The sequence below is a fragment of the Pseudomonas sp. NPDC087612 genome, assembly GCF_044743505.1.
Classification (GTDB): Bacteria; Pseudomonadota; Gammaproteobacteria; order Pseudomonadales; family Pseudomonadaceae; genus Aquipseudomonas.
Window position 1 is genome coordinate 12,350 of record NZ_JBIUWO010000005.1, and the last position, 14,354, is coordinate 26,703.

General features: G+C 65.1%; 15 protein-coding genes. 4 read left to right on the forward strand and 11 right to left on the reverse strand.

Going from position 1 to position 14,354, the window contains the following annotated elements:
- Window positions 1-29 precede the first annotated feature (29 nt).
- The 5 genes from purT to ACIOVF_RS11315 all read right to left on the reverse strand — a co-directional run bounded on the left by purT (window position 30) and on the right by ACIOVF_RS11315 (window position 3,201).
- A complete protein-coding gene (gene purT, locus ACIOVF_RS11295) occupies window positions 30-1,211 on the reverse strand; it encodes a formate-dependent phosphoribosylglycinamide formyltransferase (protein ID WP_045196543.1) in 1,182 nt (393 codons plus the stop codon).
- 88 nt (window positions 1,212-1,299) lie between these two features.
- Entirely contained in the window at window positions 1,300-1,767 is a 468-nt protein-coding gene (locus ACIOVF_RS11300) for a VUT family protein (RefSeq protein WP_045196541.1), read from the reverse strand.
- A gap of 63 nt (window positions 1,768-1,830) precedes the next feature.
- Window positions 1,831-2,034, reverse strand: coding sequence for a DUF1289 domain-containing protein (locus ACIOVF_RS11305; protein ID WP_045196539.1), 204 nt, complete (start codon window positions 2,032-2,034; stop codon window positions 1,831-1,833).
- Window positions 2,034-2,558 carry a gamma carbonic anhydrase family protein gene (locus ACIOVF_RS11310; protein ID WP_045196537.1) on the reverse strand — a complete coding sequence of 175 codons (525 nt, stop codon included), beginning with the start codon at window positions 2,556-2,558 and terminating at the stop codon, window positions 2,034-2,036. The genes ACIOVF_RS11305 and ACIOVF_RS11310 overlap by 1 nt, the downstream gene beginning before the upstream one ends.
- A gap of 43 nt (window positions 2,559-2,601) precedes the next feature.
- Complete coding sequence (locus tag ACIOVF_RS11315) at window positions 2,602-3,201, reverse strand: CoA pyrophosphatase (protein WP_010220257.1); 600 nt, start codon at window positions 3,199-3,201, stop codon at window positions 2,602-2,604.
- Between the two features lie 134 nt (window positions 3,202-3,335).
- Here ACIOVF_RS11315 and ACIOVF_RS11320 point away from each other — a divergent pair, with 134 nt between their 5' ends.
- The 4 genes from ACIOVF_RS11320 (at window position 3,336) to ACIOVF_RS11335 (ending at window position 10,819) form a co-directional block, all read left to right on the forward strand.
- On the forward strand, window positions 3,336-3,890 hold the full coding sequence (locus ACIOVF_RS11320; protein ID WP_045196535.1) for an NUDIX hydrolase: 555 nt from the start codon (window positions 3,336-3,338) through the stop codon (window positions 3,888-3,890).
- Between the two features lie 21 nt (window positions 3,891-3,911).
- Window positions 3,912-4,469 (forward strand): murein L,D-transpeptidase family protein, encoded by a 558-nt coding sequence (locus tag ACIOVF_RS11325; RefSeq protein ID WP_045196533.1) that lies wholly within the window; start codon window positions 3,912-3,914, stop codon window positions 4,467-4,469.
- A 223-nt stretch (window positions 4,470-4,692) separates the two neighbouring features.
- Entirely contained in the window at window positions 4,693-6,318 is a 1,626-nt protein-coding gene (locus tag ACIOVF_RS11330) for a ShlB/FhaC/HecB family hemolysin secretion/activation protein (protein ID WP_401289468.1), read from the forward strand.
- Between the two features lie 28 nt (window positions 6,319-6,346).
- Window positions 6,347-10,819 (forward strand): hemagglutinin repeat-containing protein, encoded by a 4,473-nt coding sequence (locus ACIOVF_RS11335; RefSeq protein WP_401289470.1) that lies wholly within the window; start codon window positions 6,347-6,349, stop codon window positions 10,817-10,819.
- A 13-nt stretch (window positions 10,820-10,832) separates the two neighbouring features.
- Here the strand turns inward: ACIOVF_RS11335 and gspN are convergent, their stop codons facing one another.
- From gspN to ACIOVF_RS11365, 6 genes are read right to left on the reverse strand one after another with little or no spacing between them, the layout of a single operon-like run.
- Complete coding sequence (gspN, locus tag ACIOVF_RS11340; protein ID WP_401289473.1) at window positions 10,833-11,480, reverse strand: type II secretion system protein N; 648 nt, start codon at window positions 11,478-11,480, stop codon at window positions 10,833-10,835.
- Window positions 11,477-11,863, reverse strand: coding sequence for a type II secretion system protein GspM (gspM, locus tag ACIOVF_RS11345; protein ID WP_213602260.1), 387 nt, complete (start codon window positions 11,861-11,863; stop codon window positions 11,477-11,479). The genes gspN and gspM overlap by 4 nt, the downstream gene beginning before the upstream one ends.
- Entirely contained in the window at window positions 11,860-12,969 is a 1,110-nt protein-coding gene (locus ACIOVF_RS11350) for a type II secretion system protein GspL (protein WP_401289477.1), read from the reverse strand. Before ACIOVF_RS11350 ends, gspM begins: the two co-directional genes overlap by 4 nt.
- Window positions 12,969-13,556, reverse strand: a complete 588-nt coding sequence (locus tag ACIOVF_RS11355) for a prepilin-type N-terminal cleavage/methylation domain-containing protein (protein WP_093386896.1) — start codon at window positions 13,554-13,556, stop codon at window positions 12,969-12,971. The genes ACIOVF_RS11350 and ACIOVF_RS11355 overlap by 1 nt, the downstream gene beginning before the upstream one ends.
- Window positions 13,553-13,921, reverse strand: a complete 369-nt coding sequence (locus ACIOVF_RS11360; protein ID WP_401289480.1) for a type II secretion system protein GspI — start codon at window positions 13,919-13,921, stop codon at window positions 13,553-13,555. The genes ACIOVF_RS11355 and ACIOVF_RS11360 overlap by 4 nt, the downstream gene beginning before the upstream one ends.
- Complete coding sequence (locus ACIOVF_RS11365) at window positions 13,918-14,352, reverse strand: prepilin-type N-terminal cleavage/methylation domain-containing protein (protein ID WP_401289483.1); 435 nt, start codon at window positions 14,350-14,352, stop codon at window positions 13,918-13,920. Before ACIOVF_RS11365 ends, ACIOVF_RS11360 begins: the two co-directional genes overlap by 4 nt.
- Window positions 14,353-14,354 lie beyond the last annotated feature (2 nt).

Consider the following 14,354-nt stretch of genomic DNA (forward strand, 5'->3'; position numbering starts at 1 on the left):
GTGTAGGAGCGGGCTTGCCCCGCGATTGCTTAGAACTCTACCTTGACCGCCTGCGAAGCTCGGGTGGCCTTGGCCCGGGCGGCTTCGATCGACTCGTCGCGGGCCAGGCACACGCCCATGCGCCGCTGGCCATTGACCTCAGGCTTGCCGAACAGGCGAATGGCAGTGTCCGGCTCGCTCAGGGCGGCGCCAAGATTGGCGAACGCGGTCTGCTGCGACTGGCCTTCAACCAGGATCACCGCCGACGCCGACGGGCCGAACTGGCGGATCAGCGGGATCGGCAAGCCCAGGATCGCCCGCGCATGCAGGGCGAACTGCGACAGGTCCTGGGAAATCAGGGTCACCAGGCCCGTGTCATGCGGGCGTGGCGAGACTTCGCTGAACCACACCTGGTCGCCTTTGACGAACAGCTCGACACCGAACAGGCCGCGGCCGCCCAGCGCCTCGGTCACTGCTTTGGCCACCCGCTCGGATTCAGCCAGGGCCACCGGGCTCATCGCCTGCGGCTGCCAGGATTCCTGGTAATCGCCCTTCTCCTGACGGTGGCCGACCGGCGCGCAGAAGGTGGTGCCGCCGACATGACGAACGGTCAGCAGGGTGATTTCGTAGTCGAAATCGATGAAGCCTTCGATGATCACCCGGCCCTTGCCGGCACGCCCGCCTTCCTGGGCATAGTCCCAGGCCTTTTGCACGTCGTCAGCGCTGCGCAGCAGGCTCTGGCCCTTGCCCGACGAACTCATCACCGGCTTGACCACGCACGGGAAGCCGAGGTCGTCGACGGCCTTGGCGTATTCCTCGAAGGTGTCGGCGAAATGGTACGGCGAAGTCGGCAGGTCGAGCTCTTCGGCGGCCAGGCGACGGATGCCTTCGCGGTTCATGGTCAATTGCGCGGCGCGAGCGGTCGGCACCACGGTGAAACCTTCGTTTTCCAGCTCGACCAGGGTCGCGGTGGCGATGGCTTCGATTTCCGGGACGATGTAGTGCGGCTTCTCGGCCTCGATCACTGCCCGCAGGGCGGCGCCGTCGAGCATGTTGATCACGTGGCTGCGATGGGCCACCTGCATGGCCGGGGCATTGGCGTAACGGTCCACGGCAATCACTTCAACGCCCAGGCGTTGCAGCTCGATCACCACTTCCTTGCCCAGCTCGCCGCAGCCACAGAGCAGTACGCGGGTCGCGGTCGGCGACAATGGGGTTCCGATACGGGTCATTTCAGGTCCTCAGAGGGAAGAACATCCTGGGCCGCCCCGTACTCGGTGCAACCCGGTGAAAAGGAGCGCCATTTTACATGAACCGTGCTCAGCCGGTGACCACGCGCTTGCGCGCGCGCCAGGCCATGGCCAGCCAGACCACGGTAACCCCGGCGAATTTCGAGGCCATGGCGGTGCCGACCACGGCCGGGGTCAGGGCGCCGATCATGCCGAAGAAGATAAAGGTGTCGATCGGAATGCTCAGCGCCGAACTCAGCCACAGGCGATCGTGCAGCGGCCGCTTGGTGATGGTAAACACCAGCCAGTCGATCAGCTCAGACACCGCGAAGGCGGTGGCGCTGGCCAGGGCGATGGCCGGCTCCGAGGTGATGTAGGACAGCACCAGGGCCGCCAGCATGGCCACCAGCGCGCCGTGGCCGAAGCGGGTCTGGACCATGTCGCGCAGGATGAACACCAGCCCGCCCCAGGCGGACCAGATGACGTCCAGGTGCGGGGCACTGGAGAAGGCGTAGTTGATCAGCACTACGCTGCTGATATAGGCAATCAGAAAGAACATGGGATCGACCGCTGGGTAAGCGCTACAGGGTACTGCAGCGCTTGCCGGCGGCCAAGCGGCGGATCATGCGCCGACGCTGAAGATCAGCCCGGCCGCGACCGCGCGCTCGTGGCACAGCTTGAGCACCTGACGCCGCTCGCTGTTGTCCATCCGCCCCCAGCGGGTGATTTCAGCGGCGCTGCGTTGGCAGCCGGTGCAGATATCGGCGTCATCCAGCGCGCAGATCTGCACGCAGGGCGAGGCCACCGGGCGTTCAGGCGTGCTCATCAATCCTCCTGCGGGGCCAGGTCGCGGGCATAACGCTCGGCGTTGTGCACGTAGTGGGCGGCACTGGCCTCGAGCATCTTCTTTTGCGCCTCGGTCAGTTCGCGCACCACCTTGCCCGGCGAGCCCATCACCAGCGAGCCGTCAGGTATTTCCTTGCCTTCGGGGATCAGCGCGTTGGCGCCGATGATGCAGTACTTGCCGATCCGCGCACCGTTGAGGATCACCGCGTTGATACCGACCAGGCTGTGGTCGCCAACCGTGCAACCGTGCAGCATGGCGTTGTGGCCGACGGTCACGCCCTTGCCCAGGGTCAGCGGCGAGCCCATGTCGGTGTGCATCACCGTGCCGTCCTGGACGTTGCTGTTCTCGCCAATGTCGATCAGCTCGTTATCGCCGCGCAACACCGCGCCGAACCAGACGTTGGCGCCGGCCTGCAGGCGTACCTTGCCGATCAGCGTGGCAGTCGGCGCAACCCAGCTGCGCGGATGGGTTTCGACCCGCAGGTCGCCCAGACGGTATTTCATGCGTGGATCCTCACGGTGCGGCGTGGCTGGCGGGTGGTCCCGCTCAAATGGGGGTAAAGCGTTCAGGCGGCTGATGCAGGCTGATGTTGGCATCGTAAAGCAAGTTGACCAGCTCGACGATCATGATCGCCGACAGCCCCCAGATCTTGTACTCGCCATAGCGGTAGCTGGGCACGTACCAACTGCGGCCCTGATAATCGATACGGTGGGTATGGTCACGCGGGTCCTGGCGAAAGAACTCCAGCGGCACGGTGAACACCGCAGCGATCTCGGCGTCGTTGGCCTGGTATTCGACAAAATCCGGAATCAGGCCGACGAAAGGCGTCACTTTCAGCCCATGCAGCGAGATCAGCGGGCTCAACGGGCCGATGATCTCCACCAGGCCCGGCGGCAGGCCGATTTCTTCTTCGGCTTCACGCAGGGCGGTGAAGATCAGGTCGGGGTCTTCCGGATCGCGGCGACCACCGGGGAAGGCCACCTCGCCGCCGTGGGTCGACAAGCCCTTGGCGCGCAGGGTCAACACCAGCTCCGGCTCTTCGCTGCGGGTGATGGGCAATAACACAGCGGCCTCGGGAAAACGTCGGTCCGTCTCCAGGGTACTCGGCGTATGACTGCTCACGCGGCGAAGTAGCTCGTCCAGCATTGCTCTCTCTCGATTCCAAAGCCTGTCGTGCATGATGCACCAAAGCCGCGGGCCGCCCAAGTCCCGGCGACGATCCGGCTTGCGGCCGCAGGGACAGTGGCGCCAAGATAGGCGCACCTAACAGGAATAAAAGCATGAAATTCTGCAGTGCGTGCGGCAATCAGGTGATTCAGCGTATTCCCGAGGGCGATACCCGCCTGCGCTATGTCTGCGATCACTGCCAGACCATTCATTACCAGAACCCCAACATTGTCGCCGGGGTGCTGCCGACCTGGGGCAGCCGGGTGCTGTTGTGCCGCCGCGCCATCGAACCGCGCCGAGGCTACTGGACCTTGCCCGCCGGGTTCATGGAGAACGGCGAAACCATCGAACAGGCCGCGCGCCGGGAAACCGATGAAGAAGCCTGCGCCCGCGTAGGCGGCATGAGCCTCTACCAACTGTTCGACCTGCCGCACATCAACCAGGTGCACGTGTTCTTTCGCGCCGAGCTTGCCGACCTGGACTTTGCCGTGGGCGTCGAGAGCCTGGAAGTGCGGCTTTTCGACGAAAGTGAAATCCCGTGGGACGAGCTGGCTTTCCGCACCGTCAGTCGTACCCTAGAATGCTATTATCGTGACCGCATCGAGCAGCGCTTCCCGATCGGCAATGAATGCCTGTCACCCATGCTCGTCTCGTCACCCAACACCTAGCTTTTTCAGGGATATCGTTTCATGCGCTGGTTGCTTGCCCTTTTCTGCCTCAGTGTGGCTTCGATGTCCCAGGCGGGTTTCACCGAAACCATCATCACCCGGCCGGTCGACCAGACCGCGCCTTCGCCACTGCAACCGCAAGCGCCCAAGCCTGCGCTGATCGACAAGATCCTGGTGATCAAGTCCGAACGTCGTTTACAGCTGATCAGCGCCGGCACGCCGCTGAAAACCTACCGCATCTCCCTGGGCAAGCAACCCAAGGGCGCCAAGCTGCGCGAAGGCGACAAGCGCACCCCCGAAGGCTTCTACTGGATCGACTGGCGCAAGCAGAGCGACCGCTACAACCTGGCCATGCACGTGTCCTACCCGAATATCACCGACGCCGCCCGCGCCCGTCGTGAAGGCGTTCCGCCGGGAGGGATGATCATGATCCACGGCACGCCGCTGAGTGAGGAATACCCGGAAGAAGTCTTCCACACCCTCGACTGGACCGAAGGCTGCATCGCCATGACCAACCGCGACATGCGCGAAGTGTGGAACATGGTCCCGGACGGCACCATGATCGAGATCCGCCCCTGATCGCCCCTTAAGGCGCTTCCGACAATTACGTCGGAAGCTTCCCTCGTAACTCAGGCCTCAGCCCTACCCTTCTATCGGCTCGGTAGCGCATCCATTCGAATAGCAGCGTCCATAAGATCCACGCATCTGGATACCACCTGGACGCTACTGCATGCCCAGTTCACTCAGCATTGTCGCTGCACGCCTTGTCATCCGGCCTTCGGCCCTCTTAATTGTGCTGTTGATGGTGCCTCCCGCCAGTGCTCATGAACACCTGGGCATTCAGCCGCTACGCGACCAGCGCCTGCAACTGGAACAACTCGAGCAACGTCAACGCCTGCGCAAGCTGCAACGTGGCGATGAATTGGCCGAACCGGCCAGCCAAGCACCAGCCGCCACCGAGGTCTCGCCCTGCTGGCCGCTGAACGGCGTGCGCCTGGCTGGCAACCGGCAACTCGGCTCGGCAGAACTGGCCGCCAGCGTGCGACCGCTGCTGACCCCGTGCATGGACGTGGCACGGATCAACCTGATCCTCAAAACCATCACCGAGCAGTATGTGCAAGCCGGCTACCTGACCAGCCGCCCCTACCTGAGCCAGCCGCCGCAAGCAGGCGCGACCCTGGACATCGAGATCGTCGAGGGCTTTGTCGAGTCGATCGAGCTGGCCGACCCCGACTTGCCGCTGTCACTGCACAGCGCGTTCCCGACCCTGCTCGGCCAGCCCTTGCGCCTGAGCGAACTGGAACAGGGCATGGACCAGCTGAACCGGCTGCGAGCCTTCGACCTGGGCGCCGACCTGCTGCCCGGCGAGCTGCAAGGCGGCACCCGCATCCTCATCACGCCGCGGCAGATCAACCCGCGCTGGCGCCTGGGCAGCAGCTTCGACAACCGCGGCAGCGAGCTGACCGGGCGCGAGCGAGTCGGCGCCAGCCTGACCCTGGACAGCCCGTTGCAACTCAATGACTACAGCCAGCTGTCGCTTACCTCGTCGCTCGGTTCCGGCGCCAGTTACAGCCGCGGCTACGGCCTGTACTACAGCATCCCCTACGGCCCCTGGACCTACGCGCTCAACCTCAACCAGCTGCAGTACCAGGCGCAACTGCCGGGCCGGCGCGAGCGCAGCAGTGGCCAGAGCGGGTTCTACGGCCTGAGCCTTGAACGCAACCTGTGGCGCAACCAGCACGGGCTGCTCAGCGCCAGCCTGCGCCTGGACCAGAAGCGCCTGGACAACCGCCTGGCCGGGCAACGCCTGCACGTGCAAAGCCCGACCCTTACCAGCCTGGAGGCAGGCCTGAACCTGCTGTGGCTCGACGCCAACCTGTGGAGTGCCTACCTGGGCATTGCCCAGGGCCTGGAATGGTTTGGCGCCGATACTGCGCCGCTGGCCAGCAACGCGCCGCAGCCGCAGTTTCGCAAGTACCGCGCAAGCGCCCTGCACCTGCGCCAGGGCCGTGACCCGGCCTGGCCCTGGCGTTGGCAGAGCGAACTGAACCTGCAGTACAGCGCCGACGCTCTGCCGGCAGTCGAGCAATTGCTGCTCAGCGACACCAGTGCCGTGCGCGGCTTTCGCCAACAGGTGGCGGCTGGTGCTAGCGGCGCCGCCTGGCGCAACACCCTGAGCCAGCCGTTGGCCCTGAACCTGCCCGCCGGGCTAGTGATTCGCCCGCATCTGGGCCTGGACCTGGGCTGGAGCAAATTCGACCACGGCCGCGCCGCACAGCGCTTGGCCGGCGCCCATGCCGGCCTTGAACTGAACCTGCCCGACAGCCTGCTCAAGCTTGACTACCAACGCGCGCTGCACGCCAGCAACACCCGCCGCCAGGACCTGGAGCCCGGCTACTGGCTGCTGGAGTGGGTACTGAACATCTGAAGTCCACAACAAAAAAGAGAAGACAGTGATGCCCAAGACGCCCTCCCCCGCTGTACAACGGCGCAGGCTCAATCGCCTGCGCTGGATAATCGCCCTGAGCCTGATGAGCCCGGGCATTGGCCTTGCCGCCAACGGCCTGCAAGCGGCAGCCGGGGTTGCCGGTACGCCGCTGATCACCGATCGGCACGGTGTACCGGTGATCGATATTGTCGCGCCCAACGCCAGTGGCCTGTCGCACAACCAGTTTCTCGATTACAACGTCAACAAATCCGGGTTGGTGTTGAACAACGCCCTGCAGACCGGGCAATCGCAACTGGCCGGCGCCCTGGCCGCCAACCCGCAGTTTCAGGGCCAGGCCGCCTCGACCATTCTCAATGAAGTGATCAGCCGCAACGCCTCGCGCATTGCCGGCCCACAGGAAATCTTCGGTCGCCCGGCCGACTACATCCTGGCCAACCCCAATGGCATCACCCTCAACGGTGGCAGCTTCATCAATACCACCCGTGCAGGCTTTCTGGTCGGTACGGTCGAGCTGCAAGACCAGCGCCTCAAGTACCTCGATACCCGTACCGCCAGCGGCACCCTGGAGGTCCTTGGCGCCGGCCAGAGCAACCACTACGGAGCTCTCGAACTGATCGCCCCACGCATCGACAGCCGCGGCGCGCTCGCGGCGCGCGACGACTTGAGCCTGGTGGTCGGGCGCAACCGCATCGACGCCACCGACGGCCAGGTCATCGAGCACCTGGTGGCGCCGGCTGGCAGTATCGATGCCAGCCTGTTTGGCGCCATGCAAGCCGGGCGCATCCGTATCCTCAGCACTGCGGCAGGCGCCGGTGTGCGCATGGCCAGCAGCCAGTTGCAGGCCCGCGACGGGATCGACATAGACGCTGCCGGCACCCTGGAGATCAGCGCCGTACGCGCCCAGGCGCAACAGATAAACATCAAGGCCGGCAAGAACCTCACCCTCGATGCCCAAGCGCGGGAAAACATCAGCCGCGAACAGCAGAACCGCAAAGAAAAGTGGGGGCTCATCACCACCGAAACCTACGAGCGCGAAAGCACCCGCACCGAGCGCCAACAGGTCGGCAGCCAGATCAAGGCCAGCCAGGACATCAACCTGCAGGCGGGCGGCGACCTGCGCATGGTCGCCGCCAGCGTCGAGGCCGGTGGCGACCTGTCGGTCAAGGCGGGCCAGAACCTGACCATCAGCGCCGGCGTCGACAGCCTGCAGGTCGATGAAAAAATCCGCCACCGCAAACACCTGTGGCGCGGTGACAAGGACAGCAGCAGCTACCAGGAAAGCGCCAAGGCCAGTGTTCTGTCCGGCCAGCAGGTTTCCCTGGCGTCCAAAGGCAACACGCAGATACTGGGCAGCGCCCTGAGCAGCGCCGGCGACATGAACCTTAAGGCCGGCAAGCTGGAGGTCGCCAGCATCGCACTGAGCAACGACGAAAACACCCGCAACTACAGTGGCGACCTGGTCTCCGGCAGCTTCTTCGGCAAGAACGGCCAGACCGAAGCCAAGGGCCAACAGGGTAGCGCCAGTAACCTTCAAGCTGAAGGTGCATTGACCGTGGTGGCTGACCAGGTGCAAATCAAAGGCTCAAAGGTTCAAGCCAAAGGCGATGCACTGTTGCTCAGTGAAAAAGCCCGGCTGTCGGTCGAAGCGACACACAATGAGTCCAGCGTCGAGCAACGCGAGAGCGATAGCAAACTGTTCGGCCTGATCGCCGAAAACAGCCAGCGCCAGGAACACCGCCAGCAAGTGCTAAGCAGCGACCTGGCCTCTGCAAGCAACCTGCGCCTGGCCAGCGCCGATGACCTGCAGGTGATCGGTTCAAGGCTTCAGGCCGGCAAGCAATTGCACCTGCAGGCGCAAAACGCCATCGATGTGCGCAGCGCCGAACAACTGCAGACCGTCAGCGAACAAAACCGGCAACAGGGCTTCACTGCCAATGCCAGCCAGACCCAGGACGCCATCGACGGCAAGCCCGACTCGCACCAGTACACGGCTTCGGTGGGTTACGCCGTGGTCAACACCGACACGCAGGCATCCCACCTCAAGCAGGTTGCCAGCGAGCTCAAGGGCGCAGGCGTTGCACTCGAAAGTGCTAAAGCCATCGACATCACGGGCTCCAGCATTGAGGCGCTCGCCGGTGACCTTCAGTTGGATGGTCGCACTGTCACCGTAAGCGCAGCTCGCGAGCTACAGTCGCAGCAGACCACCACCGGCGAAAGTGGCGGCGGCCTGCGGGTCAGTGGCGGCATCGATGCTGTTGGCAGCGCCTTCGAAGGCTACTACAGGCGCCAGGAGGTCGATGAACGCGCAAGCCAGGCGCAACGCAGCAGCCTGAGCGCCACTGGCGATCTGCGCGTGACTGCCGACACGCTGGTCAACGAGGCTGCCCGCCTGACAGCTGGCCGGTCGCTGGAGCTGCAGGCCGGCAGCGTGGACAATCGCGCCGTCGACGATACCCGCGAATCAAAACAGACCCAGACCCACTGGCAAGCCAGCCTCGGCGCCAGCCTGGTGTACAAGGACCTGACCCGCCCGGTGGAGAACCTGGTCACCGGTAAAGAAGCCAGTCGCTTCCAGCAGGCATCAATCGAAGACGCCCTGGCCCCGCCAACGCTGGGCGCTGATCTTGAGTTCAAACACCTCAATCGCGAGCAAACCACGCGCAGCAGCACCGCGCAGGTCACCGAACTCACGGGCCAGCGTCTCAACCTCAAGGCCGGCAGCCTCGACGATGCCGGCACCCAGTACCGGGCCAGCCAGGGGCCTTTGTCGATCCAGGCGCAAAACCATCGCTTCGTCGCCGCCCAGGACAGCACCAGCACAGGTGTCGAGCGCCTGGATGTAGACGCTGCGGTGCGCGTCGAAACCAGCACTGGCAGCGATATCAACCTGCGTCTGTCCGGCAAGGGTGGCTCGCTGCTGACCGACAACAGCACGCAAACCGCTCGCCCTGGCAGCCTCTATGGGCAAACCGGCATCCAGGTGCAACTGGGCAGTGATGGCCTGTACGAAGGCACGCGCTTCAATGCCGGCGACGGCTCGCTTGAAATAACGGCCAAGGGTGACCTGAGCCTTGCCCAGGCCAACGATCAACAGCGCCAACAGTTGAACAAACTCGACGGCAACGGCTGGTTCAAGGCAGGCAACGCACCGGCGGGCAGTGCCCTGAAGTTTCGCGGCTACCTTGACCAGAGCAAACTGGACAGTGTCGATACCCAGGCCCGCGTGGTAGAGATAGACGCCAAAGGCAAAGTGCAACTGCAGGCCGGTGGTGCCCTCGAGCTTGTGGGTGGGCGCATCGGCAGCAGCGCGGCCAAGGTCGCCGATATCGAGCTGCAAAGCGCGGGTGCGCTGAAAGTCAGCGCTGCCACTGATACCCACAAGGCTCAAGGCAGCAACATCGGCGGCGGCCTGGAATTGCTCGGTAAAAGCACCAGCAATGGCAAAGGCGGTGGCCTGGGTGGCCACTTCGGCACGGGCCGGGTCGATGAAGCCAGTACCACGGCCAGCGGGGCCAACTGGTTTGCCAGGGAGCAACTGCTGTTGAGCAGTGCTGCCAGCCAGGACGATGCGCTGACGCTGCAAGGCGTCAAGGCCTCGGCAAACCGGGTCGCCATCAGCGCCAGCGAAGGCGGCGTGCTGATCGAGGCCGCAGGCAGCAGCGAACGGCGCAACAACCTCGACATCACCGCCGGTGCCGGCCTCAACGCCGCGCCAGGGGCGACCGCGAAAGAGGCCAAACGCGGGCTGTATGCCCGCGGGCAGGTGAACATCGACAACGCCGACAATCTCACCTTCGCCAACAGCCAATGGCGCGCCGGCCAGATCAGCCTGACCAGCCTGAGCGACACGCGCCTTGAAGGTGTACGCCTGGATGCCGGGCGCATCGACGGCCAGGTCGGCGGCGACCTGCACGTCGCCAGCCGCCAGGACCGGGTCAATCAGTTGAACGTGCAGGTGGATGCGCGCTTGAGCCAGGAAAAGAACCCACAGGGCTATATCAACGCCGCCAACGCGGTGGCCGGCCCGCTGGCTGACAAGGTCGGTAAACCGGTCGGCGGCGCGTTGCAGAAAGTCGACCCGAAGACCTCACCCACCTTCACCCTCAAGGTCGAGCACACCCAGCGCGACACCGTCGCCAGCCAGAGCGCGCTCAACGGCCGCGACGGCATCGACCTTGAGGTCGGTGGCGCCGTGCGCCTCTCCGGCGCCAGCCTGCAAGCGAACAAGGGCAAGGTGCAGTTGGGCGGTGCCGCCGTCACCGAGCAGAACGTGCAGGGGCGCGATTACTATCGCCAGGTGGGCATCAACGCCTCGAACGCACCGGTCGACCTGGTCAGCGGCCTGATCGATGTCTACGGCTCCGGCGCCAACAGCAACGCAGGAGAAAAGCCGTTGGACCTCGGTTTCCTGCGCACCAGCGGGCATGACCGCAGCACCACTCTGGCCTCGAGCATAACGGAGGGCAGCAAGCCGCGCTGAGGCCGCCTGCCGGTCACCACTTGAGGGTGCGGCTGATGCCGGTTGCATCCGCCTTGAGCCAGCCGGCCGCCAGCAACACCGGGTACAGGGCGGTACCCGGTGTCATCTCGCCCTGCAGCTTCGCGCGCCGGGCGAGCAGGTCGGCATCCAGCTCGGCCTGATGCTGCCCCTGCAACTGCAACCGCGCCAGCAGATGCATGCCTGCCGAGCAATCAATGCGCACCTGGCCCGCCCCAAGGGGCACCGACCAGGGCGCGTCCATGGCCAGACCGTCGACGCTGATCTCGCCCTGGCTGCCTCGGCACTGTCGACCGCTACCCTGCACGTCGATCCGCCCGCTCCACTCACCCGTCAGCCGATAGGACGAAGACGTCGTGAGTGTAGGCTGCATTGGCACTACTGCCGCCCGCCAGTTCCACGGCCAGCCAGCGACCTGTACCTGCCAGCTTTGCCCCTGGAACCCAAGCTCGACCTGGGCCTGCAGACGCCAGGGCTGCCAGTGCCAAGCGACCGGCCCCACCTGCCCCAGCCGTTGCGCCTGGCCTTGCCAGAGGCTGCCGGAGACGCCTTCGGCGGCAACGGGTGCGAGCAGCCAGTTCGCCGGCAAAGCGGCCGACAGGCTCAACACGAACACCAGGGCGAACCAGCCCGCGCGCTTCATTGTTGCAACTCCAGCTCGAAGCTCATACCTGACTCGCCCTGCTCCAGCGACCAGCGCAGCGGGCGCACGCCTTCGCGCTGTACAGCCAGTAGCCAGCGCTGCACACCTTGCTCATCGGCGGCACGGCCCTTGATCTGCCAACTGTGGTTTTCTGCCAGCACTTCATTGAGGGCAATACTGTGTGCCTGCGCCGATTGCTGCAGTTGCTCGGCACTGAAGCGCGTCTGCACCTGCAGGCTGGCCGCCGAGCGGGCCAGGGCTTGCCACTGCCGTGCGTCCTGCAAGCGCGCCGTGCCTTCACGAACGATCAAGGTGACAAGCAATACGCCTACCATCACCCAGGCTGCCGGCATCAACCAGCGGCGCTGCAGCCATGCACTCATGAGACAGCTCCCAGGTCGAACACCAGTTGCAGTTGGCCTTCGCCCGTGCTTGCTGCAACCGCCACGCCAACCTGCCGGGCGATGGCCTGCCAGGTTGCCGCCTCGGGTGCCTGGTCGCCACGCAGGCGCAGGGTCCAGCGTTGTCCGTCAAAGCCACTGGCGCTGACATGCCAACCGGGTTGTGCCTGCAACCATTGCTGCACCGCCATCTGCAACTGCTCGATCTGACGCAGGCGCAAGTGGCGATCCGCCTCGGCCTGGCGCTGACGCTTGAGGAGCTGGGCTGCCTGGCGAGGTGAAGTGACCGGCCCGGTGACCGCCACCACTTGCGCCTTGTAGACCTCGTTCTGGCGCCATTGCTGGGCCAGCCACAGGCCGCTGCAGACCAGCCCCAACAGCGCGCAGGCGGCCATCAGGCGCCATTGCCCGGCGGCCATGGCAACGCGCAGCCGCATCTGCCGCGCCGGGTGCAGAGCAAACAGGCTGGGCAAAGGCTCCAGCGTGGCCAACCGCGCTGGCCAGGCCCCTTCAAACATTTCGGGTTGCAGGCTTGGCCAGGGAGCCGGCAAGTTCGATCCAAGCAGCGTCGGCCAGGCCAGCCAATGCTGGCGTGAGAGTTCGGTTACCCCCTTGAGCAACAGCAGGTCCGGGCTGCGCTGCCAGCACAGGGCGGTACCCGCTGGAGTGTCTGCCAGCAACTGAAACTCGGCCCAGCAGCGCTCGACGCTCAAGCCCCAGTCGGCGCACTGGCCCAACCATTGTTCGAGCAAAGCCTGATCGACGCTGACCAGCTCCAGTTGATTGCCCTGACGTGAAACACAGCCACAACGGATCGATTCGGCCGGTTGCAGCAAACGCTCTTCAAGCAGCAAAGGCCACTCATCACGCTTGAGCCCCGGCGGCGCCGCAAGCTGGCTATGGCTGCAGTGGTTACCGGGCAGAATCAGCGCCACGCGCGCGCCGTCCGGGCTGGGCGGTTCTCCCTCGCCGGCTTCGCGCCTGCCGTCAGCCAGGCGTAACCAGCTCCAGGGCGCTTGCCCCACACCAGGGCGCAGTAGCAACCAGTTGCTTTCGCGTGGCGTTTGCCAGCGTTCAAGCCATTTCATCAGGGTGCCTCCGGCAGGGCGAAGGTACAGACATAAGGTGCTCCATCACGCTTGAACTCAAGGCGCACACCGCGATCCGGGGCGGACCGCTCGGCAGAAGGAAAGGCCAGCCAGCGGCCCGATTGAAAAAACGCAAAGCTTGGCGCCGTGACCTGATCGAGCTGTTCACGTTGACGCCATTGAGGCTTACCCACCGCATACAGGTCGGACGAGGTTTCCAGCAGCAGGCGTTGCCCGCGAGTGTCGTAGCTCAGGCGCTGACGCTGCAGGCGCGAGCCGCCCTCGGCTTGCGGCCAGGCACTGCGCGCCACCCATTGCAACTGCAGGGTGGCGGGTTGCCAGTCGAGCCAGTTGATCGCCAGGGGTAGACGTTGCTCATAGAGCTGGCGCAACACCGTAGAGTCGAAACGCCGCTCCAGGGCCAGGCAGAAATCCAGCACCGGCGAGCCCGGGGCAGGTTGCTGCAAGCGCTCGCGCATACCGGCCCAGGCATTGACCAGCGCCGCCAGCAAGATCCCCAGCACCGCGGTCAGGGCCAGGGCCACCAGCAGTTCAAGCAAGGTCAGGCCCTGCTGGCGGCGCTTCATGGGCGCACCAGAAAGATACGGTACTGGCCGAGCGGATCGCGCCCGTCTCGGTCGGCAAACAGGTGCAATTGCCCTCGGCGCAGGTTGCGCACGCCGGTCGAGGTCAACTGCAGTTGCCAGTGACACTGGCCATCGCCTTGCTGCAATTGCCCGGCGGCGCTGCTTTGCAGCGGCCAGAACCGCTCGACGGCAAACCGCGCCTGCAGCTCGCGCGCACAGAGCACCCCCAGGCGGTGGTGCTGCACGCTCTGCTGCACCGCCAGGCGCTGGCGCAACACCTGGCTGGTCATGATTGCCAGGGCGGCGGCAATCCCCAGGGCCACCGTCACCTCAAGCAGGGTGAAGCCGCGTTGTGCGCGCTTCACAGCGGCGTCCTGTGCAACTGGCCGGCGCTGCTCCATTGCCAACGCTGGGTGCCTTCGGGCCAATGCCAGTTCAAGGTGGCGCTGCGGGCAACCCCGGAGGGCGTGAACACCAGGCGTGGCTCGCGGCTGGCAGGCCAGTCGGCTTGCAGCGTTGCCGGCCAGTCAGCGAAATCGACGGGCTCGACCTGCCAGCGCTCGGCGACCCGGCGAACAAATTCGGGGCGGCTGCCATTCCAGCGCAAGCCGCGAATCTCCCCCCCATGCAGCGCCAGCTCAGCCTGCTGGCGGCTGGCTCCGGCCAGGCGCTCAAGGGCCTGCTGCACCGGCGCCTTGCCGCTGTCGAGCCAGGCAATGCTCAAGGTGCTCATCAGCCCGGCGATCAGCAGCACCACAAGCATCTCCAGCAGGGTAAAACCACGCTCGTTGCGCATCC